A 22,596-nucleotide genomic window follows, 5' to 3' on the forward strand; every position below is an offset into this window, starting at 1 on the left:
CCGCCCCCGTTCGGAATCAGGGCAGGCGCCAGTCCACGGGCTCCGCGCCCTGCTTGAGGAGCAGGTCGTTCGCGCGGCTGAACGGCCGCGAGCCGAAGAAACCGCGGTCCGCCGACATCGGCGACGGGTGCACCGACTCGACGGCCGGCAGGTCGCCGAGCAGCGGGCGGGCCCGCCGGGCGTCGCTGCCCCAGAGGATGGACACCAGCGGCTTCCCGCGGGCGGCGAGGGCGCGGATGGCCTGCTCGGTGACCTCCTCCCAGCCCTTGCCCCGGTGCGCGCCGGGCTTGCGCGGTGCCGTGGTCAGCGCCCTGTTGAGGAGCAGCACGCCCTGGCGCGCCCACGGCGTCAGGTCACCGTTCGACGGCCGGGGCAGGCCCAGGTCCCCGTGCAGCTCCCGGAAGATGTTCTCCAGGCTCCCGGGCAGCGACCGCACCTCGGGCGCGACCGAGAAGCTCAGCCCCATCGCCATCCCCGGCGTCGGATAGGGGTCCTGACCCACGATCAGCACCCGCACCTCGTCGAAGGGCTGCTGGAACGCCCGCAGCACGTTCGCCCCGGACGGCAGGTACGTACGTCCCGCGGCGATCTCCGCCCGCAGGAAGTCGCCCATCTCCGCCACTCGCCCCGCGACGGGGCGCAGGGCCTCCGCCCAACCGGGCTCCACCAGTTCGTTCAACGGTCGCGCTGTCACGGTCCGTCACTCTACCGGCCTACAGTGACAACGCAGCTTCTCCTTCTCCACCCGCAGCGAGGACGGTGCACCGTGGATTCCGCAATCGAGCGCCCCGAGGGCCTGGTCGTCGGCGTCGACTCCGGGGGGTCGGGACTCCGGATCGCCCTGGCCGAGGCGGCGGGCGGGGTGGTGCTCGACACGGTGGCCTCGCGGGTGCCGGTGCGGACCGGCCCCGGTGGGATCTCCGCCGGGCATTTCCTGGAGCAGGTGCTGCCGGCCGTCGGCGCGCTCCTGGAGCCGCACGGGCCGCGGCCGGTGCTCGCGGTCGCCGTGGGGGCCGCGGGAATGGCCACACTCGGAGAGGAGCTGCGGGCGGAACTGCCGGGGGCGTTCGCCGGGGCGTGGGGAGTGCGGCGGGTGGCGTTGGCGGCGGACGCGGTCACGGCGTACGCCGGGGCGCTCGGGCAGCGGCCGGGGGCGGTCGTCGCGGGCGGGACGGGGATGATCGCGCTCGGTACGGACCTGGCGTCGTGGCGTCGGGCCGACGGTTGGGGACACCTGCTCGGCGACTGCGGCGGCGGGGCGTGGATCGGCCGGGCCGGGCTGGAGGCGGCGATGCGCGCGTACGACGGGCGGCGGGGCGGTTCGGCGCCGCTCCTGGTCCGGGCCGAGAAGCTGTTCGGACCGGCCGCGGGGCTGCCGGGTGCCCTCTACCCCCGTACGGACCGACCCGCGGTGCTCGCCTCGTTCGCCCCCGAGGTGGGGCGCTGCGCCGCGGAGGATCCGGTGGCGGCGGGCATCCTGGCGCGGGCGGCCGTCCACATCGCCGAGGCGGCGGAGGCCGCCTGCCCCGGCGGGCCCGGGGCGGTGGTGGCGCTGACCGGGGGCCTGTTCAAGATGGGCGAGCCGCTGCTCGCCCCACTGCGCGCGGCGCTCCGGGAGCTGGTCCCGCACGCCCGCACGGTCGCTCCCGCCGGGGATCCGCTCGACGGGGCGGTCGCGCTCGCCGCCGCGCTCGCCGGCGGCACACTGCGGTTTCCGGAGGACCCCGCGCTGCTGCGCCTGTTCGGGGGCGGAGCGGCGTAAGGCCCGGGTATCCGCCCAGGTGGGGGCCGGTGTGCGGGGTGGAGGGCGCGGTGGCGGCATCGGGACCGGACATACGGGGGCAGAAGGCGCGCGACAGCACCTCAGCCGACGGCGCCGTGGACGAAACCAGTAGCATGCGGCGCCATGAGCTCCCCCACTGGGCCTGCTTCCGGCCTGCCTGTACGAATGCCTCGACCCCGCCAGTCCGGGCGGCACCGTCGCCCCGAACCCGCGGCGGCGCCCGAGGGCGCTCCCGCGCTGGTTCTCGCAGTTCCCGGCGTGCCTTCCGCCGCCATACGCTCGCTGGCCGAAGAGGTCGTGAGCATCGCCCGCTCCGAGCTGCCCGGCCTGGAGGCCGCGATCGGCTTCCTGGAGGGCGACGACACCGAGTACCCCTCGCTCGCGACCGTCCTGACGTCGGTCTCCGCGCTGCGCGCCGAGCGCTACGAGCTGGCCGTGGCCGCCGGCCGCGAGGTCAGCGCGCCGACGGGTCCGTCCGCCGTCGTGGTCCCGCTGCTCGCGGGCCCGGACAGCGCCCAGATGCGCCTGGTCCGCCAGGCCGTCATGGACGCCGGCAACACGGCCGAGCTGACCGACGTCCTCGGTCCGCACCCGCTGCTCGCCGAGGCGCTCCACGTGCGCCTGTCCGAGGCGGGTCTGGCGCGGGCCGACCGCGCCCGCCTGTTCACGGTCGCCACGGCCGCCGACGGCATCATCCTGGCCACCGTCGGTGGCGAGGAGGCCGTGCAGGCCGCCGGCATCACCGGCATGCTGCTCGCCGCGCGCCTCGCCGTGCCGGTCATGGCCGCCGCGCTCGACCAGGAGGGCTCGATCACCTCCATCGCCGACCAGCTGCGCGCCGCCGGCTCGGAGCAGCTGGCACTCGCCCCGTACCTGATCGGCCCGGAGCTGGCCGACGGTCTCCTGGACGTGGCGTCGAAGGAGGCCGGGTGCGCCGCCGCCGAACCGCTGGGCGCCTACCCGGCCATCGGCAAGCTGGTCCTCACCCAGTACACGGCCGCCCTCGGCATCCCGCCGCAGCAGCCGCAGGACGCCCCCTCGCTCTGAGGCCCGCGCCCTCGCGTCGCACGGAAGGGCCCGCTCCGGAATCGTCCGGCGCGGGCCCTTCGTCGTACCCCGGGGAGCGACCGTCAGCCGAAGACGACGCAGGAGGCCGCCGGAGCCTCGACGGCGCCCGCGCGGGACGGGACGCCCGTGTCCGGGTCGAGGGTGAACCAGGTGACGTCGCCGGAACGCTCGTTCGCCGCGTACAGGCGCCGGCCGGACGGGTCGAGGGCCAGGTCGCGCGGCCAGTGGCCGCCGCAGGGGACGGTGGCGACGAGTTCGGCCCGGCTCCCGTCCGGGGTGAGGGCGAGCACCGCGAGGGTGTCTTCGCCGCGCACGGCGGCCCACAGGAAGCGGCCGTCGGGGGCGACGACGACCTCGGAGGGGTAGCTGGGGCCGGGGGTGCCCTCGGGGACGACGGCGGTCTCGCCGAGGGGTTCGAGCACACCCTCCGCGGCGTCCCAGCGGCAGACCGTGAGCGTGGGCTCCAGCTCGTTCAGGACGTACGCGTGCGTGCCGGCCGGGTGGAAGGCGAGGTGGCGCGGGCCGGTACCCGGGCGCAGCGCCGTCTCGCCGTGGAGGGTCAGCGCCCCGGTGCCGGGGTCGAGGGCGCAGATCCGCACGGAGTCGGTGCCGAGGTCCACGCTGACCACCCAGCGGCCGCTGGGGTCGGGCAGCACCTGGTGGGCGTGCGGGCCGCGCTGGCGGTCGGCGACGGGGCCGCGGCCCTCGTGCTCCAGGACGGCCGCGGCGGGTCGCGCGGTGCCGTCCTCGGCCAGCGGCAGGGCGGTGACGCTGCCGGAGGTGTAGTTCGCGGTGAGGAGGTGGCCGGCCGCGAGCGCGAGGTGGGTGGGGGCCGCCCCGCCGACGGGGACGGGCTCGCCGAGCGGCCGGGGCGCGGCCCCGCTGACGTCGAAGGCCGCCACGGCGCCCGCCTCCGTCTCGGACACGGCGTGCAGCACGGTTCCCGCGAGCGCGAGGAACGACGGATCGGCGACCGCGTCGCTCGCTCCGGTCACGGTCAGCGTGCCCGTCTCCTCGTCCACGTCCGCGGCCAGCACCCCGCGCCCGCCCGCCGACGTGAACGATCCGATGTACGCGCGCGTCCCGCCCCGTACCGCCCCTGTGCCACCCATGGCGCCTCCCCTGTCCCGGCCCCTGCCCCGGTTCCGGTCGCGGTCGACCGGCCCTCGTGGTCCGTCGGGCCGACGGTAGCAGGCGGTCTAGACCAAAGTGGGCGGGGTGAGGACTGTCTTGCGGGGGCCGGGCGGGGTCCTGCTTTACAGGAGCCGGGCGGCCCCGGCCCGAGGGAGCAGGGCGCGGGGCCGAGAGCACGGGGAGGTGCGAGCGCCCAGCCCTCCTCAGGCCGCCGGAACCAGCGGGGCCCGGGGCGAGGTCCTGAGCGGAGCCGCGAGGTCGACCAGCGCCTGCTCGAGCCCGTGCAGGTGCCCCAGGGCCGTCTCGGCGCCCGGGTGGTGCCGCGGAACCCCGTCGGCCTCCTCGACCTCCGCCTCGGCCCGTACGGCACGGTCCGAGGGCACGAGTGCGTGCACGGCGGCCTCCACCCGCCAGGCCGCCGCCACCAGCCGGGCGTCGTGCGAGGCGTCCGGATCGGCCGCGACCGCCGCGAGTCCCCTGATCTCCCGCGCGCAGTCGTCCAGCAGCGCGAGCACGTGCCGCGCCCGCGCCTTCCTGGCCCGCAGCGGGCTCAGCGGGTGCACCAGCGGCGCGAGCGACAGCCGCGCCCTGCCGAGCAGCACCTCCAGCTCTCCGGCGTGCGGCGCCGGATCGGCGTCGGGATCCCCGGCGAGGCGGCGCGCGGCCGCGGTCGTGCAGGTGTGCACGCAGGTCACCGCCCGCTCGATCCACGCGTTCGTGGCCGCATGCGTGGTCACGGGCAGCAGGGCCACGCCGAGGGCCGCACCGATCGCCCCGACGGCCGTCTCCTGGAACCGCAGGAGCAGCAGCCCGGGGTGCAGGACGCCGAGCAGCCCGTAGAGGAGGCCGGCCATGACCGTCACGAAGAACATCATCCAGCTGTACGAGAGCGGGGCGGTGTAGAAGATCCCGAACACGCACACGGCGACGAGGAGGGCGGTCGGGCCCGTCGCGCCGCCGAGGGGGACGGCGATCAGGAGGCCGGCGGCGATGCCCGCGACCGTGCCGAGGACCCGGCGGAAGCCCCGCACGAGCGTCTCGCCGCGCGAGGCGGTGTTGACGAAGATCCACCAGGCGGTGCCGACGGCCCAGTACCAGCGGTCGGGCGAGATCAGCTGTCCGGCGGCGAGGGCGATGGCGCAGGCCACCGTGGCCTGGACGGCCTGGCGGGTGGTCGCCCTGGCCAGCCCCGACCCCGGCAGCGGGGCGGGCGCGGCCGGCGGTGGCACACGGCGCTCGATGCACCAGAACCCGAACCGGACGGCCCCGGCGGCGGCGAGCGCGAGCGCCACCGCCGCGTACAGCTCGGGGAGCTGCGCGGGAAGGGCGTGCAGGAACTGCGTGACGAAGAACTGCATGAAGGCGAAGATGCCGAGGGCGTGGCCGCGCGGCCCCCACCGGCGCGCGTACACCCCCGCGAAGACCACGAGCAGCCACACCGCGTCGCGCGCGAGCGGCATGTCGTGCAGGAAGGTCGCGAGGGCGAGCACCGGGAAGCCGACCGTCGGCAGCAGCGCCGTCGTCACCGCCTGCCGGCGCACGGTCGGGTCACCCACGGTGAACAGGGCCAGCAGCGCGGCCAGACCGGCCGTGATCGACGCGACGAGGGACAGTCCGAGGACCTCGGCCAGCGCGACCGCGAGCGCGATGCCGACCACGGCCCGCAGCGACACCCTCAGCCTGACCCGCCCCGGATCCGGAGCCATGAAGTACTTCCGCACGGCGGCCAATCCCGCCCCCCTTGCTCTGTTCCCTCACCGCGCACGGGGCTCCCCAGGGGTGGCGGGGGCCCGGACACGACGAAAGCACCGCGGGCCGGTCCGGCCTCGTCGCCGGACGGCGCTGCGCGGCGCCGAAAATATGTGATGGCTACAAGGATAAACCGAAAGGGGTGCATCGGCTCAAACGCCGGACGAAGGGGTGGGCCATTGGCCCAGTCCCCCGCTCGGGTGACTGACCGGACGGGGCCATTGGCCGTCGGCACACGGGTACAGTCGGGGATCAGCGCGGTTCGGAGGCGTTCGGACGCCTTCGGGCGGTGTTCGGAGGATTGGGACCGTTCGGAGGCGGTTCGGTCGAGGCGTGCGGGGACAGAGGAGGCAGTCGGACGATGGCGGTGGACGAGCTCGACACCAGGATCCTGCGGTTGCTCATCGAGCAGCCGAGGACGAGCGTGCGCGAGTACGCGCGGATCCTGGGGGTGGCGCGGGGCACCGTGCAGGCCAGGATCGACCGTCTGGAGCGGGACGGGGTGATCACGGCGACGGGGCCGGTCCTGTCGCCGGCCGCGCTCGGGCACCCGGTGCTGGCGTTCGTGCACGTCGAGGTGACGCAGGGGCACCTGGACGAGGTCGGCGACGCGCTCGCCGGCGTGCCGGAGATCGTCGAGGCCTTCTCCATCACCGGCGGCGGCGATCTGCTGACCCGGGTGGTGGCGCGGGACGCGGGGCACCTGGAGGACGTCATCCAGCGGCTCATCCAACTGCCGGGGGTGGTCAGGACCCGCACCGAGATCGCCCTGCGCGAGCGGGTGGCGCACCGGCTGCTGCCGCTGGTCGAGGCGGTCGGACGGAGGGCGGGGACCGCCCGCCCGTGAACTCCGGTTTATTCGGGGGCGGTCGGGCGTGGTGTGTGGCAGGGTACGAGCGCCCTGTCCCCGTTCGATCCGGAGCCCCTGATGTCCGTACCCGCCCGGCTCGCTCCCCTGCTGGCCCAGTTCGACTTCGCGCGGCAGCGGCTGACCGACCGGATGGCGGGCCCGCTGATGGACAGCGGGAACGGCACGGACGTGCGGGTCGGTCCGATGACCGACGAGGAGTACCTGTGGGAGCCGGGGCCGGGTTGCTGGTCGGTACGCCGGCACTCCGACGGTCCGGGGCCGGGAACGACCCTCCTCGTGGGCGCGGGTGAGTTCGGCCGGGACACGACGCCGCCGCCGCACCCCGAGCCGGCGCCGTTCACGACGATCGCCTGGCGGCTCAGCCACCTCGCCGAAATGCTCGCGCTGCGTGCCGACCACACGAACGGCAGCCACCGCCTGACCCGCGACGACTACGAGGTCAGCGGGGACGTCGCCACCGCCCTCAAGGCCTTCGGCACCGCCGCCGACGCCTGGCGCGGCGCCCTGCTGTCCGCCGACGACACCGCCCTCGACACCGTGGGGCACTGCACCTACCCGCACGGCAGCGACCCGGAGGAGCTCTTCCTCGACGTCGTCTGGTGGGTGAACCAGGAGCTCCTGCACCACGGCGCGGAGATCGCCCTGCTCAGGGACCTGCACCGGCTCGGACGAGCGGGAGCCTGATCCACCGCCCCTGGCCCGTGGGACAGCCGGGCCGGCGTACGCGTGGCTGACCCACCGCCCTTGCCCGCGGGGCAGCCGTACGCGTGCGCGTGGTCAGCGGGTCGTGCGGGCGATCAGCATCGCCACGTCGTCCTGGGCGGGTCCCGCGAGGAGCCGCCCGAGGACCTCGTCGCACAGCGTGTCCAGGGGGCGGGTCACGGGCCGCAGCGCCCGGGCCAGTTGGCTCATGCCCTGGTCGAGGTCGCGGTCGCGGGCCTCGATCAGGCCGTCCGTGTAGAGGACGAGCAGCCCGCCCTCGGGCAGGGTGACCTCCTCCGTGCCGAAGTCGTGGGCACCGGTGCCGAGCGGGGTCCCGGGCGGGCCGTCGAGGAAGGCGACGGTGCCGTCGGGGGTGGCCACGGCGGGCGGCGGGTGGCCCGCGCGGGCGATGGTCCAGCCGCCGTCGGCCGGGTCGTGGACCGCGTAGACGCAGGTCGCCATCTCGTCCTCGCCGAGGTCGGCCACGACGGCGTCGAGCGAGCTGAGCATCCGGGCCGGCGGGATGTCGTGGCGGGCCAGGGTCCGCACCGCGGTGCGGAGTTGGCCCATGACGGCCGCCGCGTGGATGCCGTGGCCCATGACGTCGCCGATGACCAGGCCGGTCCGGCCGCCGGGCAGGGCGATGACGTCGAACCAGTCGCCGCCGACGTCGTGGGCGCTGGCGGGCAGGTAGCGGCCGGTGAGTTCGAGCCCGGTGACGTCCGGGAGGTCGTTGTTGGTGAGGCTGCGCTGGAGGGTGATCGCCGCCTCGCGCTGGGTGGTGTAGAGGCGGGCGTTGTCGATGTTGAGGGCGGCGCGGGCGACGACCTCGTCGATGAGGACGCAGTCCTGCGCGTCGAACGGCTCACGGGTCCGCAGCCGGGTCACGGTCACCGCGCCGAGCACCTGCCCGCGGGCCACCAGGGGCACCAGGCGCGCGGAGCCGATGCGGGTGGCCAGGTAGGTGCGGAGCGCCTCGGTGCGGGGGTCCGTGAAGAGCTCCGGGATGTCGGACGAGTAGAGGTTCGTCGGCCGTCCCCGGAGGACGACCTGCTCGTACACCGAGTCGAGCGGGATCTGGAAGGTCTGCCCCGCGGCGAGGAGGGACGTCGGCGCGGTCGGGTCGGGGAAGCGGGCCGCGAGCCGCCGGAGGACCCCCCGGGTGGAGGCGGCCGGATCGTCCGGTTCGAGGACCGCCTCCAGCATCTGCACGTCGGCGGAGTCGGCGAGCTGGGGCACGAGGAAGCGGACCGCCTCCTCGGCCGTCTGCTTCAGGTCGAGCGTCGTGCCGATGCGGGCGCCGGCCTCGGCGAGGAGGGCGAAGCGGTGCCGGGCCCGCTCGACCTCGATGTGCGCCTCCTGGCTCTCGGTGATGTCGACGAGGGAGGCGATGAGTCCCAGGGACCGGCTGTCGGTCCGGTCGAGGAGCGGCGCGTACGAGCAGGACCAGATGTGGTCCCGGCCGGGGTCCGCGGGGGTACGGCCGACCCGGCGGGCGTCGACGACGGCGGTCCCGCTGTCGAGGACCTGGCGCATCAGCGACTCGAGCGAGACGGCGTTGACGCCCGGCACGACCTCGGTGAGGCGGCGGCCCACGTGCTCCGCCGCCGGCATCCCGTTCATCCGGGCGAGGGCGTCGTTCACCCGGAGGAAGCGCAGGTCGGGGCCGAGGAGCGCGAGCCCGATCGGCGACTGGGTGAAGAGGCTCTCCATCGCCGCCAGGTTCTCCCGCATCCGCAGGACCTCGGAGGTCTCCACCGCGATCAGCATCGCTCCGGGCCGCCCCTCCGGGTCGGCGGCGGGCACGATCCACATCTCCATGGCGATCGTGTGGCCGTCGCGGTGGCGCACCGGCAGCGTGCCGACCATGGTCTCGCCCGCCTGGACGCGGTCCGTGAGGCGTTCGGCCAGCTCACGGTTGGCGTCGGGGACGAGGAGCGGGGTGGCCAGCCGTCCGAGCACGTGCTCGGGGCGGTGTCCGAGGAGGTCCTGGGCGGCGAGCGACCACTCGACGATCCGGCCCTCGGCGTCCTCCCGCCACAGGGCGATCGGCAGCAGCTCGCGGAGCACGCCCGCGTCCCCGACAGCCGCCCGGGGCGGCTGCGGAACCCTGCTCGACGACTGGTGAGTCTCCAACGCATCGACCTACGCATCGGCCTGGCCCCAGGGGGCGCAATCCCTGTCGATTCACCCTAGCCGAGTCCCCGACGGCGGGCCCTGCGCAGTGCGCCCGATCGATGGACCGCGCGGTTGCGTAGTTCTACGGATGCGCGGGGCGGAGTCGGCCTGGGAGAGTCGGTCCGACCTCTGCGTATGCCCCGTTCCGGGTGGTGTACGCGGGACCGCGCACACCACCCGTGCCCGGGACCCGTCGCCGTACCGCTCCTTCCCCCGGCCTTCACTCCGGCGCCCCCACCCCAGCCCCCTGCACCCCTTCTCCCCTCCCCCTTTCTGCCCGTCTCTCCCTCTCCTTTCTCCCCGGAGCGCCCCGCATGACCAGCCGCTCGCCCGACGAGGTCCGTCTCGGTGTGCCGCCGTACGCGCGGGGGTCCGGCGGGGGCGGGCCGGAGGACCCCCGCGGCCTGCTGCACCGGGCCCGGCGGCTGACCGCCGAAGGGCACCCCGCGGCGGGCGGCGCGTGGGAGCGGGCGGCGGCGGCCTTGCGGCGCGCGGGCGGGACGATCACGCCGGGGGACCACGCGGACGCCCTGGACTCGACGGCGCTCGACTGCCGGGGCAGGGCGCGGCCCGCGGCGGGGCCGCTGTTCTCCTGGGCGGCCGAGCTGCACGAGCGGGCCGGGCGGCCCGGCAAGGCGCTGGTCTCCCGGGCGCGGTCGGTGCTGGCGGGCGAGGCCGCGGGGGACGCGGCCCGCGCCGAGCTCACGGGGCTGTGCGAGCGGGCCGCCGGCCTGTGCCGGAGCGGGCGGGTCACCGTGGCCCAGGCGACGACCGTGTTCCTGCTGCGGGCCCGGGCGCGCGCGGATCTCCTCGGCGCGGCGCCCGACCCGGCGGCCGGGGCGGCGGGTTTGCGCGAGGAGCTCGGGCGGCTGATCGCCTTCGCCGCACCGCACCGGGCGGACCCCGCCGTGCCGGGCCCGCTCTCCGACGTCCGGGGGCTGCTGGGCCGGATCACCGCGCCCGACGACCCGGCGGCCGCGATCGTCCACCTGCGGGCCTCCGTGGCGGGCCACCGCGCCGGGGGACTGCCGTGGGGAGCCGTGGAGTCCGAGTTGCTCCTGGCCGGGGTGCTGCGCTCCACGGGCGCCCGCGAGGAGGCGGCCGCGCTGCTCCGGTCCGCCCTTCCGACCGACGGCTCCGGCACCTCGCTCCGCCGCGGCGACCGGGCCCGGCTGTGCCTCGCGCTCGCCCGGACGGCCGAGGACCCGCGCGGGGCGGGGGGCGCCCCGGGCGGACTGCCCGCGGAGGTGCCGCTCCTCACGGAGGCGGTCCGGCTGACCGGCGGTGCGGCGGTGGATCCCTGCCTTGGCGCGCTCGCCCGGTTGCGGCTCGGCTGCGTGTACGCCGGGGCCGGCCGCTTCCGTGAGGCGGCGGCCCTGCTCGAAGAGGCCCTGTCGGGGTTCGCGGAGGACGGCGACGAGGCGGCGCTCGTACGGGCGGGGGCGTGGCTGGCCCACTGCGCGCTGGGTCTGGGCGAAGCCGGGCGGGCCGCGCGGGGGTACGCGGTCGCGGCGGCGCGGGCCGGGCGGTGGGAGGATCCTCGGCACGCCGAGGCGCTGGGCCGTCGGGCGGCGCACGCGCGCGCCGTCGCCGGGACGGCCGGCCGGGCCGCCCCCGCCGGGGACGCGGACGGCTCCGGTGGGTACGGTCCGTGGTCGGAACTGTGCGGGCTACCGGAGCCGTACGGGCCGCCGGGGAGCTATCAGGTGAACGTGTACGGCGACGTGGGCGGGTCCGGGCCGGACACCGGAGTCGCCGCGAGGAACCGAGTACAGAGGTGCGTGTGAACAGAGTGATCGACGGCCGCTTCGAGCTGGTGGAGCGGCTCGGCGGCGGCGGCATGGGAACGGTCTGGCGCGCCCGCGACCTGGCCCTCCACCGTGACGTGGCGGTGAAGGAGGTCCGTCCCCCCGACCCCGCGCTGGCTGAACACGACACCGAGGGCGCCCGGACGCTGCGGGCCCGGGTGCTGCGCGAGGCGCGCGCCCTGGCCCGGATCGACCACCCCAACGTGGTGACGATCCACCACATCGTGGACGCGGGCGAGGGAACGTACCCGTGGATCGTGATGGAGCTCGTCACCGGCGGTTCGCTCCAGGACCGGCTGGACCGGGGCCCGATGACCCCCGCCGAGGCCGCCGGGCTGGGCCGCGAGCTGCTGTCGGCCCTGCGCGCCGCCCACGAGCGGGACATCGAGCACCGTGACGTGAAGCCCGCCAACGTCCTGCTGCGGCCGGACGGCCGGCCGGTGCTCACCGACTTCGGCATCGCGGCGATCCGCGAGTCCACCGTCCTGACCGCGTCGGGCTCGATCATCGGATCGCCGGACTACATGGCGCCCGAGCGGATCCGGGGCGGCACGAGCGGGCCGGCGGCCGACCTGTGGTCCCTGGCCATGCTCCTGTACGTCGCTGTCGAGGGCCGCCACCCGCTGCGCCGCGAGAACACCCTCGCGACGCTCGCGGCCGTCCTCTCCGACGACGTGCCCCCTCCGCTGCGGGCCGGCGCGCTGACCGGTCTGCTCGATCGTGTGCTGGTGCGCGACCCTTCGGCCCGCCCCGGCGCGGAGGAGTTCGACCGCGCCCTGGCCGCCGTCGTGTCGGGGGACCCGGCGGCGCGTCAGGAGGCGTCCGGGGTACGGGACGCGCGGCCGCCCGCGGAGGCGGCGCAGTACCCGGGACCGGCGGCGCCGTACCCGGGACCGGCGGCGCCGGGCCTGGCGGGCGGCGGGGCGGGGTCGGCGGACGCGACCTCGTTCCACCTGGCGCCCCCGTCGCAGTCGGCGCAGTCGGCGCAGTCGGCGCCCGCCACGGTCCCCGCATCCGCGCGTACCGGCGGCGGGCGGCGCGGCGGGCGGCGGTTCCTGGGTGTCGCGGCCGTGGTGATCCTCGCGGTCGGCATCCCCGTCGGCGCGACGGCCTGGGACTGGCGGGCGGACGAGAAGGCCGACGGGCACACCGCGGCACCTCCCGCGCAGCAGGGCCCGTCGGGCCGGCGGACGACGGCTCCCGCCACCCCGGGCAGGACGGCGACGCCCCAGGCGCCCCGCGATCTGCTGACCCCCGACGGGGTGAGGGCGGCCGTCGCCGCGGTGCAGGCGGCCTCGGGCGGCGCCAAGGTGACCGGCTTCGTCGTGTACCCGGAGTACGCGGTGGCCGAGGCGGTCGTCAAGGGCAGCACGAAGCGCTACGACCGGTACGTCTACCGGGGCGAGGACGTGGCCGTCCGGGAGGGGGCCGGTGGCACCGCGTTCCCCGGCACCGTGCCGACCGACCTGGACGCCTTCGACTGGGACGCCCTGCCGGCGCTCCTGAAGCGCGCCGAGAAGGACCTGGGGGTCGCCGAGCCGACGAGCCGCTATCTCGTCGTGAATCCGGCCTCGACGCTCCTCGGCAGCGGTCCCGGACTGAGCGTCTACCTGTCCGACACGTACGGCTCCGCCTATCTCAAGGCCGACGCGAAGGGCCGGGTGATCACCACCTACCCGCGCGAGAACTGACCGCCGCCCGTCCCGGCCCGCACCACCAGCGAGGCGAGTCCGGCCCTGGTCTCCACCCCCGTCTTGCGGTAGACCCGGGCGACGTGGCTCTCGACCGTGCGCGGGCTGAGGCAGAGCCGGTCGGCGACGGCCTGGTTGGTGAGCCCCTCGGCGACGAGGGCCGAGATCTCGCGCTCGCGCGGGGTGAGGACGGCGAGCCGTCCCCCGGCCGCGCCCACCGGGCCGGCCGGCCGGGTGCGGTCGGCCAGGTCCACCAGCATCCGGGCCCCGCCCTCGGCGGCGAGTCTGCGGCCTCTTCGCCACACCGCGGCCGCCCGCGGTCCGTCGCCCGCGGCGTGCAGCTCGGGGGCCGCGAGCAGCAGGCTGTGGGCCTCGCGCACGGCGGCGCCCGAGCGGGCGCTCTCCCGGGCCGCGTCGATGAACGCCCTGGCCGCCGCGGCCGGTTCGCCCCGCCGGGCGAGGACCCGGCCCAGGGCTCGCTGGGCCGCACCCCGCTGGACGGGCAGGCCGAGCCGGTCCGCCTCGGTCAGGGCGAGCCGCGCCCCGCGCTCGGCCTCCGCGGGGTCGCCGGCGGCGAGGGCCGCGCCGGCGAGGAGTTCGAGGTAGCCGGGGCGCAGCGAGGGCTGGAGCCGGGAGAGGTCCCGGTCGCCGCCCGCCCGTACCAGCACCTCCCGCACCCGGTGCGGGTCCTGGGCGAGCGGGATGCTGTAGCCGAGCAGGCAGCGGGTCTGGGTGGCCCACCATCCGTCCGCCGTCCCCACGGTGGCGGCGGCCTCCTCCGCGGCGGCCAGCGCCTCGGGGTCGCCGAGGGGGCGGGCGTGGAGGAGGACGGTGGCTCTGATCGCCCGGCTGAATCCGAGGAGTTCGGCGCCGCCGAGGGCGCGGGCCACCGCGACGGACTCGTCGGCCAGGTCGAGCGCGGCGCCGACGCGGCCGGTGAGGAAGTGGACGTACGCCGAGCAGAGGAGGAGCTGGGAGAGCGCGAAGGGGCGGCCGGCGCGGCGGGCCATGTCGACGCCCCGGGTGGCGTGGCGCTCGGCCGCCCCGTACTGCTCCAGGAAGACCTCCGCCCAGCAGAGGCGCACGAGCGACTCGGCGTGGCCGGCCAGGGCCCCGTCGGTGAAGGCGTCGGTGAGCGCGGCGGCCTGCGCGGCGTGGACGCGGGCGGCGGCGGTCTCCCCCTCGTACACCTCGCCGAGTGCGGCCAGGGTGAGGACCTCGGCCGTGCCGGGCTCGTCGCCGCGCGCCCCGGCCTCGTCGAGGGTGCCCGCGACGAGGGGGCGGACCTCCGGGTAGCGGGCGGCGAAGAGGGCGCGGCAGCCCCATTCGACGACGAGCCAGGTCCGCAGGTCGGACCGGGGTCCGGGGGTGCGTTCCAGTTCGCGGCGGAGGAGGGCGTCGGCCTCGGGGTAGCGGCCGAGGTGCCGTTCCATGAAGGCGCAGAGGAGTACGGCCGAGGTCCGCAGTTCCGCCGTGGCGGCGGGGTCGTCGTCCTCGCCGTGGCGCGCGTCGGCGCGTCCGCCGCCGTGGCCCGGGGCGGCCGGCCCGTCGGGGCGGCAGGCGTCGATGAGCCGGTGGAGGAGGTCCCGGCTCTCGGCGACGCGTCCGGCCGACCCCAGGGCGCGGGCCCGTCGGAGCATCAGGTCCCTTCGGGAGGAACGGTGTTCGGGGGCGTCGGGGAGCAGGTCGAGGAGGGCGGCGAGCCAGTCGGCGGCGCGCGCGGGGTCGGCGGCGCCGATCAGGTCGGCGGCCTGGACGAGTTCGGCTGCGGTGGCCGGGTCCCACGCCGTCGTGGCCCGCACCAGGTGCGGGGCGCGCTCGGTCAGGGGTGCTCCGGCTTCGGCGAGGGCGGTCGCGGCCCGTCGGTGCAGTGCGCGGCGCCGCCACGGGTCGAGCGCGCCGCGCACGAGTTCGGGCAGGGCGGGGTGGCGCAGCGCGAGGCGGTGTCCGTGTTCGTCGGGCCGGACGAGGTCGCGGCGGGCGAGTGCCCTCAAGGCCCCGTCGACGTCCTCCCGTTCCATGCGCTGGGGGGCGGGCGGGGCGACGGCCGCGACCAGTTCGGCCGTCGCGCGGTCCCCGAGTACGGCGACGGCCTCGACGACGGCCCGTTCCGCCGTGCCGAGCGGGGTCAGTTCGTCGAGGAGCACCGCCACCGGTCCGGTCCTGGCCGCCTCGCCCCGGCCGGTGCGCGCGGCCGCGAGCGCCCGGTAGTAGAGCGGGACGCCGAGGCTGGCGCGGTGGACCTCCCGTGCTGCTTCGGGCGGCAGTCCGGGGGCGAGTCCTTCGGCGCACTCCTGCGGCCCCAGCGGCCCGAGGGCCAGCGGGGAGACGGTCCCCGCGTCGACGGCGCGGGCCAGGACGGACGCGAGCTCGGGCGGCGTCTGGCGCTCCCTGCGGGCCAGTACGAGGAGGACGGGTGCCCGGCCCGGATGCCGCAGGAGGTGGTCGACGAGCTCCACGGACGCCGGATCCGCGCCGTGCAGGTCGTCGAGGACGACCACGAGCCCGGGGTCCGCGACCCGCCCGAGGGCGGCGGCGATCCGGCGCACGCGGCGCGCCCGGCCGGCCGTGGAGCCGTCGGTCGCCGCCGCTCCGTCCCGGGCCGGGACGAGCGGCGGCTCCACGCGGTCCGCGAGGTCCACGAGGTCCGCGAGCGCGGCGAGGTCCGGTGCCGTGGCGCGGTCCCGGTGATCGAGGTCGGCGAAGGCGTCCGCGAAGACGTGGAAGGGCGTGCCGGGTTCCGTTCCCGGCCCGGAACGGCCGTGCAGGACGATCGTGCCGCGGCGGCGGGCGCGCAGTGCGAACTCGGCGAGCAGGCGGGTCTTGCCGATGCCCGGGTCGCCGGTGACGTCGACGGCCACCGGCCCCTCTCCCCCGGCCCGTCGGCGCAGCAGCGCGTCGAGCCGGTCGAGCTCCCGGGCCCGCCCGACGAGGGGTGCGCGACCCTCGCACCCCCGGTCCCCGAATGTCTCCACGTACCAGTCCCCCCGTACGGTCGTACGTCCTGCGGTGTACCGTCCCGATTTTCCCCGGTTCCCAGTTGTACGGCACGCCACCGACAACGAGTCCGTCAGCACCTGCCGAGGGGGCCTGGCGGAGGGGTCCGCGCCGGGGCCGGGCGGAAGCGGGGCGGGTGGAACGGGCTCGAAGTCGCCGGGGAGGGGCGGTGGTTCCGGCGGTACGGAACGGCCGTCAGGGGTGCATGCGGGCGCCCTTGAGGACCTTGTCGACGGCGTTGCGCGGCCCGTGGACGGCGATCCCGGCGAGGTCGAGGTGGTGGGTGCCCACGGCGCGTACGGCGGCCCGGTTGTCGCGGTCGTTGCCGGTGGTGAAGAGGTCGGTCGTGAAGACCGCCCGGGGCAGCGCTCGGGAGAGGGCGCGGGCGTGGGCGGCGGTCAGCGTCTCCTTCGTCCCCTCGAAGACCAGGACGGGCTGGCGGAACATGGGCAGGTAGGGGACGTCGTCGGCGTCGGCGTACGGTTCGCCGACCAGCTCGGGGAGCTGCGTGCCGAGGCCGCTGACCAGGAACGCGGTGACGTTGAGCCGCTGCCAGGTCTCCAGGTCCTCGCGGAGCAGCACGGCGATCTTGGTGTCGAATCGGACGGGCGCGGTGTCGGTGGTCGTCATGCCCCGAGAGTGCCGACCGGGCCCCCGCGCCGTCTTGTACATTCTTTGCATGCCCGCCAGGCAGGAGATCTCGGCGTGGCGGCCGCACGTGCCGGGGGTCGTGGAGGTCTTCCACGCGCACTTCACCGAGCACGCCTACCCCATGCACGTCCACGACGTGTGGACGCTGCTGATCGTCGACGACGGCGCCGTGCGCTACGACCTGAACCGGCGGGAGCGCGGCACCCCGGACGACACCGTGTCGCTGCTGCCGCCGCAGATCCCGCACAACGGCTCACCCGCCACCTCGCGCGGCTTCCGCAAGCGGGTCCTCTACCTGGACCTGAGCCAGCTGGACGAGAGCTTCATCGGGCCGGCGGTGGACGGGCCCGACCTGATCGACCCGCTGCTGCGCCGGCGCGTCGGGCAGCTGCACACGGCGCTCGCGGACCCCGGCGGCGCTCTGGAGGCACAGAGCAGGCTCGCCCTGATCGGCGAACGGCTGCGCGAGCACCTGCGGCCCCGGCTCGTGGCCCGCGCCCGGCCCGCCGATCCCGGTGTGGCCCACGACCTGCGGGACCTGCTCGACGAACGGCTGCCCCAGGGGCTGTCCCTGGACGAGGCGGCGGGGCTGCTGCACGCCCATCCCGCCCACCTGGTACGGGCGTTCAGCGGCGCCTTCGGCATCGCGCCCCACCAGTACCTGACGGCCCGCCGGCTCGACCGCGCCCGCCGGCTGCTGCTCGACGGGCAGGCCCCGGGCGAGGTCGCCGCCGCGACCGGCTTCTACGACCAGTCGCATCTGACACGCGCGTTCAAGCGGCTGGTGGGCACCACCCCCGGGCGCTTCGCCCGGGAGAACGAGGCCGGGGTACGCGTACCGACACCATCGGCGCAGACGACGCCGGAGCGGGGCGCGACGCCGGAGTCGGAGCCGGGCCCGACCCCGGACCGTACTGATCCGGCCGATTCGGGATCCGCGCGCCGATCGGGGAATCGCGGGAGCCCCGCGGCGGGTTGACCGGACGTACCCCGAGGAAGCCGGCCCGGGACGAGGTCCGTCGGAGCGGTCGGCCGGAGCAGAAGGAAGCAGCATGAAGATCGGCATCATCGGCGCCGGCAACATCGGCGGCAACCTGACCCGTCGCCTCACCGCCCTGGGGCACGAGGTCTCCGTGGCCAACTCCCGCGGCCCCGAGACCCTCGGCGCGCTCGCCGCGGAGACGGGGGCCACGCCGGTCGCCGCCTCCGAGGCCGCGCGGGGCGCCGAGGTCGTCGTCGTGACCGTCCCGCTGAAGAACGTTCCCGACCTGCCGTCCGGGCTGTTCGACGGTGCCGCCGACGGGTTCGCCGTCATCGACACGGGCAACTACTACCCCCGGGAGCGCGACGGCCGCATCGCCGCCATCGAGGACGAGGGCCTGACGGAGAGCCGCTGGACCGAGCGCCAGATCGGCCACCCGGTGGTCAAGGCGTTCAACGGCACCTACGCGGAGGACATCCTGGAGCGACCGCGCCCGGCCGGCGACCCGGAGCGGCTGGCCCTGCCGGTGGCCGGCGACGACGCGGCGGCGAAGGAGCGGGTGCGGCGCCTCATCGACGAGCTCGGCTTCGACACCGTGGACGCGGGCGGCATCGACGACTCCTGGCGCCAGCAGCCGGACACCCCGGTGTACGGGCTCCGCGAGGGCGTGGACGCGGTGACGAAGGCCCTCGCCGAGGCTTCGCCCGAGCGCCCCGAGGGCTTCCGCGGCTGACCTCCCGCCCCAGGGCGGCTCCCGCCCCGTTACTGGAATCCGCGTCCAATTACGGGGAGTCACCGCTGCATTAGGGTGTCCGGCATGTCCCCCAAGCAGCAGCGTGGCGAGGCCACGGTCGAGCGCCTGCTGACGACCGCCCTGCGGGTGTACGCGGAGTCCGGCCGGCAGGGCTTCACGGTGAACGCGGTCTCGGCGGCCAGCGGCGTCAGCCTCGGCAGCCTGTACCACCACTTCGGCAGCTTCGACGGCCTCGCCGCCGCCCTGTACGTCCGGTGCACGGAGCAGTTGTGCGGCCAGGTCGTCGCCGCCCTGACCCGCGCGAGGACCGCCCGCACCGGGGTGCGCGCGGTGATCACGGCGTACCTCCGCTTCACCGAGGAGCACCCCGACGCGGCGCTGTTCCTGCACGCCTCGGCGTACTCGGGCTGCCCGACCGCCCGTGCCGACCGCGTCCGCGAGGCCGGGGAGCCGCTGCTCGCCGCGGTCGGGGCGTGGATGCGGCCGCGCGTCGAGGCGGGCGAGATCGCGCCGCTCCCCGGGCCGGTGGTCGAGGCCCTGATCATCGGCCCGGCGGCGGAGACCGCCCGCCGCTGGCTCGCCCGCACGCACGACGACGACCTCGACCTCGCCGAAGCCGCGCGCGTCCTGCCGGACCGCGTCTGGCGCTCGCTCAGCGCGGAGTGACCGCCGGGGGCGCGGTGAACGCGACGGCGGCGGCGGGCACGGTGACCTCGGCGTCGCTGCCGAGGGCGTAGGCGGCGACACGGGAGACCGTGGCCGCCGGGACGATCTCGCTGACCCCCGGCACGGCGGGGCAGTCCTGGGTGGCGTGCGCGTCGTGCGGCACGACGACCCGGTAGCCGCGCTCCAGGGCCGTACGGGCCGTCGCCTGGACGCACATCTCCGACATGACGCCGCACACGGCGACCGCCGTGACCCCCGCGTCGCCGAGCACACCGCCGAGCGGGGTCCCGTGGAAGCCGTCGTCGCGCGGCTTGCGGATCACCGTCTCCCGCGGGCCCGTCTCGACGGGGTGGTGCAGCTCCCAGCCCGGCGTGTGGGGTTCGTCCTCCGAGCCGGGCGGACCGTCGTTCTGGAGGTGGACGACGAGCGCGCCCGCCCCGCGGGCCCGGGCGATCAGGTCGGCCGTACGGTCGACGAGCCGGGCGGCGGCCGGCACGGCCCCGTCCCCGGTGACGAACGCCGACTGCACGTCCACGACGATCAGGGCGTCCACGGGTTCCACCGTCTCGACGGGCTGCGCTGTCTCCACGGGCTGCGCTGTTTCCACGGACTCCACGGGCTCCACGGGCTCCTCGGTCTCCACGGGCTGGGTCATCCCGCCATCATCACTCCCGCGGTGCCTCCGCCGCCACGGAGTTCCGGCACCGCGACCGGCCGAAATGCCCGGGCGCGCGCTCCGCGCCGCGGGTTAGCCTGGCGTCGGTCAGGAGCGACGGCGGGTGGGGATGGCAGGCATGGGAACGACGGACGCGTCCGAGTGGTGGGAACTGCTGCCGGCCGGGATACGCGCGCAGGTCGACGGTTACGTCCTCCAGGACGCCCGCATGCCGGCGGTCCGTGCCGTCCTGGAGGTCTGCCGCGCCCGTGGTCTGGGGCTCCACAACGCCGAACTCCTCGTCCACCACCGCTATCTGCACCACGGCGACCGGGTCGCCCGCACCCCCGACAGCCCGCTCGACCAGGAGTCCCTGGCGGCCCGCGCCGCGGGCTGCCCCGGGCGGGTCGTCGCGATCGAGGCGGTGTGGGACGGCGACACCGTGCGCGACTGGTTCGTGGACCTCCTCGCGATCACCGACGAGCCCGCCGGCGAGCGCACCCTGGCCACCGTCCACCACGGAACCGCCGTCCGGCACCTCGGCGACGACCGCGCGCGGCTGCCGCGCCACCCGTCGGCGGTCGTCGCGGAGCAGGTGGGCCGGGCCCTCGCCGCCGACCTGGCCGTGCCCTTCCACTTCGCGAGCCCGGACACACCGGACGACGAGGCTCCGCGCTGGCGCCCCTGAGTTGCGCCCGGTCGCCGGCGCCCAGCGGGTGCCGGCGACGCGCCGACGGCCCTCGGGTGTCCGTGACACGCGGCCCCCGTCAGGTGTCCGCGGCGCTCCGGCGGTCGGCCCGGGACAGGAGCCACTGGCCCGAAAGGCCGGTGGCGAACAGGCCGGTGACCAGGGCCGCCAGGGCGATCCCGGGGCCCGACGCCCAGTCGACGGAGCCGGCGTGCACGGCGAGGAGGACGGCCGTGGCGAGGGCGACGGCGGGGACGGCGCGGAGGGCGGGGCGGGTGCGGGCGAGGTCGTCCTCGGCGAGGGAGGCGAGGACGCCGACGCCGAGGGACAGCGCCCACACTCCGAGGCCCTGGGCGTCGGCGCGGTTCACCGTCCAGGGGAGCAGCGGGCCCCAGAAGCCGGGGAAGGCGAGGAGGCCCGCCCCGATGCCGAGCCAGCCGGAACCGAGGACCGCGAGCGGGGGCTTGGACCAGCCGGGCAGCGGCGCGGACGGCCGCCGCGGTGCGTCGTCCGCGCCGTGTCCCGCGTCCGCTTCCCCGACCGGGCGCGCGGTCCTGACCGGCTTGCGGTACTGCGCGGCGAGGCAGCCCACGGCGGCGAGGGCGAGCACGCCGAGGGTGGCGACCCAGCCGAGGCTGAACAGGGCGAGGAAGATCGGACCGCCGTGGAAGGCCTGGAGGCTGCCGGCGTTCAGGAGGCTCACGGCGAAGAGCCCGACGAGGACGGTCGCGAGCGGCAGCGCGAGGCTCCGCACCTCCTCCCAGACGCGGGCCCGGCCGATGGTGAACAGCGCGGGTGCCACGCCCAGCATGGCCGCGCCGACGAGCCCGGGGCTCAAGGCTTCCGGCGACACCCAGGCCCCGGCGCGGTAGCCGAGGAGGCTGGTCGCGGCGAGCAGTCCGCCGACGGCGAGGCTGATGCCGCCGACGACGCCGCTCAGGAGCACGACGGCGGGCGAGAGTTCCCGGCCTTGCACCGTGTCGCTCATGCCTGCCGTCCTTCCGTGGCGGTGGCGGGGGTCGCCGTGACGCCCTCGGCGGGGGCGGTCGGCAGGTCGGCGAACGCCTGGCGGCGCCTGAGGAGTTCACGGGCGTGGAGGACGCGCAGGCTGACCACCGTGACGGCGGCGTAGGCGAGCATGCCGCCGCCGATGCCGACGCCCGCGATCATGGCCGTGGGCCGGTCGAGGCCCATGGAGCGTTCCAGTACGGGCACGGTCACCGCGGAGAAGGCGGGGGCAAGGCAGAGGGCGGCAAGGTGGAGCCTCCATTCCTCGCGCGCCCAGTGCCCGCCGGCCCGGACCGCCCGTGCGGCGACGACGGCGTACGTCACGGCGTACGGGACGAGGTAGGCGACGAGCAGGCGCCGGCCGGCGGTCCCGCCGTCGAGGAAGGCGGCCGTGATCCAGACGAGGCCGGCGGCGCCCGCGAGGTGGGCGGCCGTCTGGACGGGCGCGGGGCACCAGGTGCCGGTGAGGCAGGGGACGGTGTCGCGGCGGTCGAGGGCGCGGGAGGCGAGGAGCGCGCCGAAGGCCACGAGCGAGCCGAGGTGCATGATCGCGACGCGGTTGATGTCGAGGATGCCGAGGCCGGGGTAGAGGGACGGGAGGAAGCCCCATTCGAGCCGCAGCAGCGGGGCGGTCATGAGGAAGCCGTAGCAGAGCAGCAGCCAGCGCTGGTGCAGGTCGGGGAAGCCGCGGACGGCGGCGAGGACGCCGAAGGTCACGCTGCCGACGGTGCCCACGAGGATCGTGGCGAGGACGATCCAGAACGCGGCCCCGCTGAAGGCCTGTTCCGGCGGGGTGCGGACGAGGTAGAGCGCGGCGCCGGCCATCGACGCGTACACGGTGACCGCGAACACGGTGCCGGTGATCCGGTGCAGCCGGATGCGGCGGCGCACGGCCGACAGCAGCTGCACCGGGCCGAGCAGCATCAGGAGGCCGCCCAGGACGGAGTGCACGATCAGCGGGAGCAGGCTGCGCCCGTACGGTCCCATGCGGTCGCGCACGGCCTCGGCGACGAACTCCGGGGAGACGGACCGGCCGAGGATCCACTCGCCGGGGGCCGGGGCCCCGGGGCTCGCGTAGGGCCAGAGTTCGGTCATGGCGATCGGCGCGTACGCCAGGCAGACCACCGTCACCGCGACGACGGCGGCCCGGCCCCGTCTCGTGCTCGTCGGACGCCCCACGGCGGTCCCCCTCCTCCGCACCCGCATAGTCC

At 76.2% G+C, this 22,596-nt stretch carries 19 protein-coding genes; 10 read left to right on the forward strand and 9 right to left on the reverse strand.

The features are described 5' to 3' along the window. Positions 1-16: 16 nt before the first annotated feature. Entirely contained in the window at positions 17-694 is a 678-nt protein-coding gene (locus ACIQFX_RS22215) for a uracil-DNA glycosylase (protein ID WP_402465991.1), read from the reverse strand. A gap of 72 nt (positions 695-766) precedes the next feature. On the opposite strand from ACIQFX_RS22215, the gene ACIQFX_RS22220 reads away from it, so the two are divergent. Both ACIQFX_RS22220 and ACIQFX_RS22225 read left to right on the forward strand, forming a co-directional pair. Next, positions 767-1,762, forward strand: coding sequence for an N-acetylglucosamine kinase (locus ACIQFX_RS22220; protein WP_402465993.1), 996 nt, complete (start codon positions 767-769; stop codon positions 1,760-1,762). A 144-nt stretch (positions 1,763-1,906) separates the two neighbouring features. Beyond that, positions 1,907-2,830, forward strand: coding sequence for a sirohydrochlorin chelatase (locus tag ACIQFX_RS22225; RefSeq protein ID WP_402465996.1), 924 nt, complete (start codon positions 1,907-1,909; stop codon positions 2,828-2,830). Between the two features lie 83 nt (positions 2,831-2,913). Here ACIQFX_RS22225 and ACIQFX_RS22230 read toward each other — a convergent pair whose 3' ends face one another. Next, entirely contained in the window at positions 2,914-3,963 is a 1,050-nt protein-coding gene (locus tag ACIQFX_RS22230) for a lactonase family protein (protein ID WP_402465999.1), read from the reverse strand. Between the two features lie 225 nt (positions 3,964-4,188). Next, positions 4,189-5,691, reverse strand: a complete 1,503-nt coding sequence (locus tag ACIQFX_RS22235; RefSeq protein ID WP_402466001.1) for an FUSC family protein — start codon at positions 5,689-5,691, stop codon at positions 4,189-4,191. Positions 5,692-6,095: 404 nt separating this feature from the next. Here ACIQFX_RS22235 and ACIQFX_RS22240 point away from each other — a divergent pair, with 404 nt between their 5' ends. Both ACIQFX_RS22240 and ACIQFX_RS22245 read left to right on the forward strand, forming a co-directional pair. Next, positions 6,096-6,581 carry an Lrp/AsnC family transcriptional regulator gene (locus ACIQFX_RS22240; protein ID WP_402466004.1) on the forward strand — a complete coding sequence of 162 codons (486 nt, stop codon included), beginning with the start codon at positions 6,096-6,098 and terminating at the stop codon, positions 6,579-6,581. A gap of 81 nt (positions 6,582-6,662) precedes the next feature. Beyond that, on the forward strand, positions 6,663-7,289 hold the full coding sequence (locus ACIQFX_RS22245) for a DinB family protein (RefSeq protein WP_402466007.1): 627 nt from the start codon (positions 6,663-6,665) through the stop codon (positions 7,287-7,289). A gap of 93 nt (positions 7,290-7,382) precedes the next feature. On the opposite strand, the gene ACIQFX_RS22250 is transcribed toward ACIQFX_RS22245, so the two are convergent. Continuing rightward, positions 7,383-9,377 (reverse strand): SpoIIE family protein phosphatase, encoded by a 1,995-nt coding sequence (locus ACIQFX_RS22250; RefSeq protein WP_402466009.1) that lies wholly within the window; start codon positions 9,375-9,377, stop codon positions 7,383-7,385. Between the two features lie 422 nt (positions 9,378-9,799). Here ACIQFX_RS22250 and ACIQFX_RS22255 point away from each other — a divergent pair, with 422 nt between their 5' ends. Together ACIQFX_RS22255 and ACIQFX_RS22260 are read left to right on the forward strand one after the other, a co-directional pair. Then, on the forward strand, positions 9,800-11,272 hold the full coding sequence (locus ACIQFX_RS22255; RefSeq protein ID WP_402466012.1) for a hypothetical protein: 1,473 nt from the start codon (positions 9,800-9,802) through the stop codon (positions 11,270-11,272). A 53-nt stretch (positions 11,273-11,325) separates the two neighbouring features. Continuing rightward, positions 11,326-12,984: a serine/threonine-protein kinase gene (locus ACIQFX_RS22260; RefSeq protein WP_402466535.1), complete on the forward strand. Its 1,659-nt coding sequence runs from the start codon at positions 11,326-11,328 to the stop codon at positions 12,982-12,984. Here ACIQFX_RS22260 and ACIQFX_RS22265 read toward each other — a convergent pair. Both ACIQFX_RS22265 and ACIQFX_RS22270 read right to left on the reverse strand, forming a co-directional pair. Continuing rightward, on the reverse strand, positions 12,966-15,959 hold the full coding sequence (locus tag ACIQFX_RS22265) for an AAA family ATPase (RefSeq protein WP_402466015.1): 2,994 nt from the start codon (positions 15,957-15,959) through the stop codon (positions 12,966-12,968). The two genes, ACIQFX_RS22260 and ACIQFX_RS22265, sit on opposite strands and share 19 nt — an antisense overlap. Before the next feature lie 217 nt (positions 15,960-16,176). Further along, the gene (locus ACIQFX_RS22270; RefSeq protein ID WP_402466019.1) at positions 16,177-16,662 is read right to left on the reverse strand and encodes a DUF2000 family protein; all 486 of its coding nucleotides are present in this window, start codon (positions 16,660-16,662) and stop codon (positions 16,177-16,179) included. Between ACIQFX_RS22270 and ACIQFX_RS22275 the strand changes: the two genes are divergently transcribed. The 3 genes from ACIQFX_RS22275 (at position 16,661) to ACIQFX_RS22285 (ending at position 19,034) form a co-directional block, all read left to right on the forward strand. After that, on the forward strand, positions 16,661-17,611 hold the full coding sequence (locus ACIQFX_RS22275) for an AraC family transcriptional regulator (RefSeq protein WP_402466022.1): 951 nt from the start codon (positions 16,661-16,663) through the stop codon (positions 17,609-17,611). The genes ACIQFX_RS22270 and ACIQFX_RS22275 overlap by 2 nt on opposite strands. Continuing rightward, the gene (locus ACIQFX_RS22280) at positions 17,586-18,347 is read left to right on the forward strand and encodes an NADPH-dependent F420 reductase (RefSeq protein WP_402466537.1); all 762 of its coding nucleotides are present in this window, start codon (positions 17,586-17,588) and stop codon (positions 18,345-18,347) included. Before ACIQFX_RS22275 ends, ACIQFX_RS22280 begins: the two co-directional genes overlap by 26 nt. 84 nt (positions 18,348-18,431) lie before the next feature. Beyond that, the gene (locus ACIQFX_RS22285; RefSeq protein ID WP_402466025.1) at positions 18,432-19,034 is read left to right on the forward strand and encodes a TetR/AcrR family transcriptional regulator; all 603 of its coding nucleotides are present in this window, start codon (positions 18,432-18,434) and stop codon (positions 19,032-19,034) included. On the opposite strand, the gene ACIQFX_RS22290 is transcribed toward ACIQFX_RS22285, so the two are convergent. Then, the gene (locus ACIQFX_RS22290; RefSeq protein ID WP_402466028.1) at positions 19,021-19,689 is read right to left on the reverse strand and encodes an isochorismatase family protein; all 669 of its coding nucleotides are present in this window, start codon (positions 19,687-19,689) and stop codon (positions 19,021-19,023) included. The genes ACIQFX_RS22285 and ACIQFX_RS22290 overlap by 14 nt on opposite strands. 139 nt (positions 19,690-19,828) lie before the next feature. Here ACIQFX_RS22290 and ACIQFX_RS22295 point away from each other — a divergent pair, with 139 nt between their 5' ends. Continuing rightward, entirely contained in the window at positions 19,829-20,377 is a 549-nt protein-coding gene (locus ACIQFX_RS22295; protein WP_402466031.1) for a hypothetical protein, read from the forward strand. 79 nt (positions 20,378-20,456) lie between these two features. Here ACIQFX_RS22295 and ACIQFX_RS22300 read toward each other — a convergent pair whose 3' ends face one another. Beyond that, complete coding sequence (locus tag ACIQFX_RS22300; protein WP_402466034.1) at positions 20,457-21,365, reverse strand: hypothetical protein; 909 nt, start codon at positions 21,363-21,365, stop codon at positions 20,457-20,459. After that, positions 21,362-22,564 (reverse strand): DUF2306 domain-containing protein, encoded by a 1,203-nt coding sequence (locus ACIQFX_RS22305; protein WP_402466037.1) that lies wholly within the window; start codon positions 22,562-22,564, stop codon positions 21,362-21,364. Before ACIQFX_RS22305 ends, ACIQFX_RS22300 begins: the two co-directional genes overlap by 4 nt. Positions 22,565-22,596: the final 32 nt, after the last annotated feature.

This window comes from Streptomyces sp. NPDC093089 (assembly GCF_044754405.1).
In the GTDB taxonomy this organism is placed as follows: domain Bacteria; phylum Actinomycetota; class Actinomycetes; order Streptomycetales; family Streptomycetaceae; genus Streptomyces.

Bases quoted from the DNA above. Each gene is read 5' to 3' on its own strand.
- ACIQFX_RS22285 (WP_402466025.1), top strand. From the start codon at position 18,432: ATGTCCCCCAAGCAGCAGCGTGGCGAGGCCACGGTCGAGCGCCTGCTG.
- ACIQFX_RS22275 (WP_402466022.1), top strand. From the start codon at position 16,661: ATGCCCGCCAGGCAGGAGATCTCGGCGTGGCGGCCGCACGTGCCGGGG.
- ACIQFX_RS22255 (WP_402466012.1), top strand. From the start codon at position 9,800: ATGACCAGCCGCTCGCCCGACGAGGTCCGTCTCGGTGTGCCGCCGTAC.
- ACIQFX_RS22235 (WP_402466001.1), bottom strand. From the start codon at position 5,691: ATGGCTCCGGATCCGGGGCGGGTCAGGCTGAGGGTGTCGCTGCGGGCC.
- ACIQFX_RS22290 (WP_402466028.1), bottom strand. From the start codon at position 19,689: ATGACCCAGCCCGTGGAGACCGAGGAGCCCGTGGAGCCCGTGGAGTCC.
- ACIQFX_RS22300 (WP_402466034.1), bottom strand. From the start codon at position 21,365: ATGAGCGACACGGTGCAAGGCCGGGAACTCTCGCCCGCCGTCGTGCTC.
- ACIQFX_RS22230 (WP_402465999.1), bottom strand. From the start codon at position 3,963: ATGGGTGGCACAGGGGCGGTACGGGGCGGGACGCGCGCGTACATCGGA.
- ACIQFX_RS22270 (WP_402466019.1), bottom strand. From the start codon at position 16,662: ATGCAAAGAATGTACAAGACGGCGCGGGGGCCCGGTCGGCACTCTCGG.
- ACIQFX_RS22295 (WP_402466031.1), top strand. From the start codon at position 19,829: ATGGGAACGACGGACGCGTCCGAGTGGTGGGAACTGCTGCCGGCCGGG.
- ACIQFX_RS22240 (WP_402466004.1), top strand. From the start codon at position 6,096: ATGGCGGTGGACGAGCTCGACACCAGGATCCTGCGGTTGCTCATCGAG.
- ACIQFX_RS22225 (WP_402465996.1), top strand. From the start codon at position 1,907: ATGAGCTCCCCCACTGGGCCTGCTTCCGGCCTGCCTGTACGAATGCCT.
- ACIQFX_RS22260 (WP_402466535.1), top strand. From the start codon at position 11,326: ATGGGAACGGTCTGGCGCGCCCGCGACCTGGCCCTCCACCGTGACGTG.
- ACIQFX_RS22245 (WP_402466007.1), top strand. From the start codon at position 6,663: ATGTCCGTACCCGCCCGGCTCGCTCCCCTGCTGGCCCAGTTCGACTTC.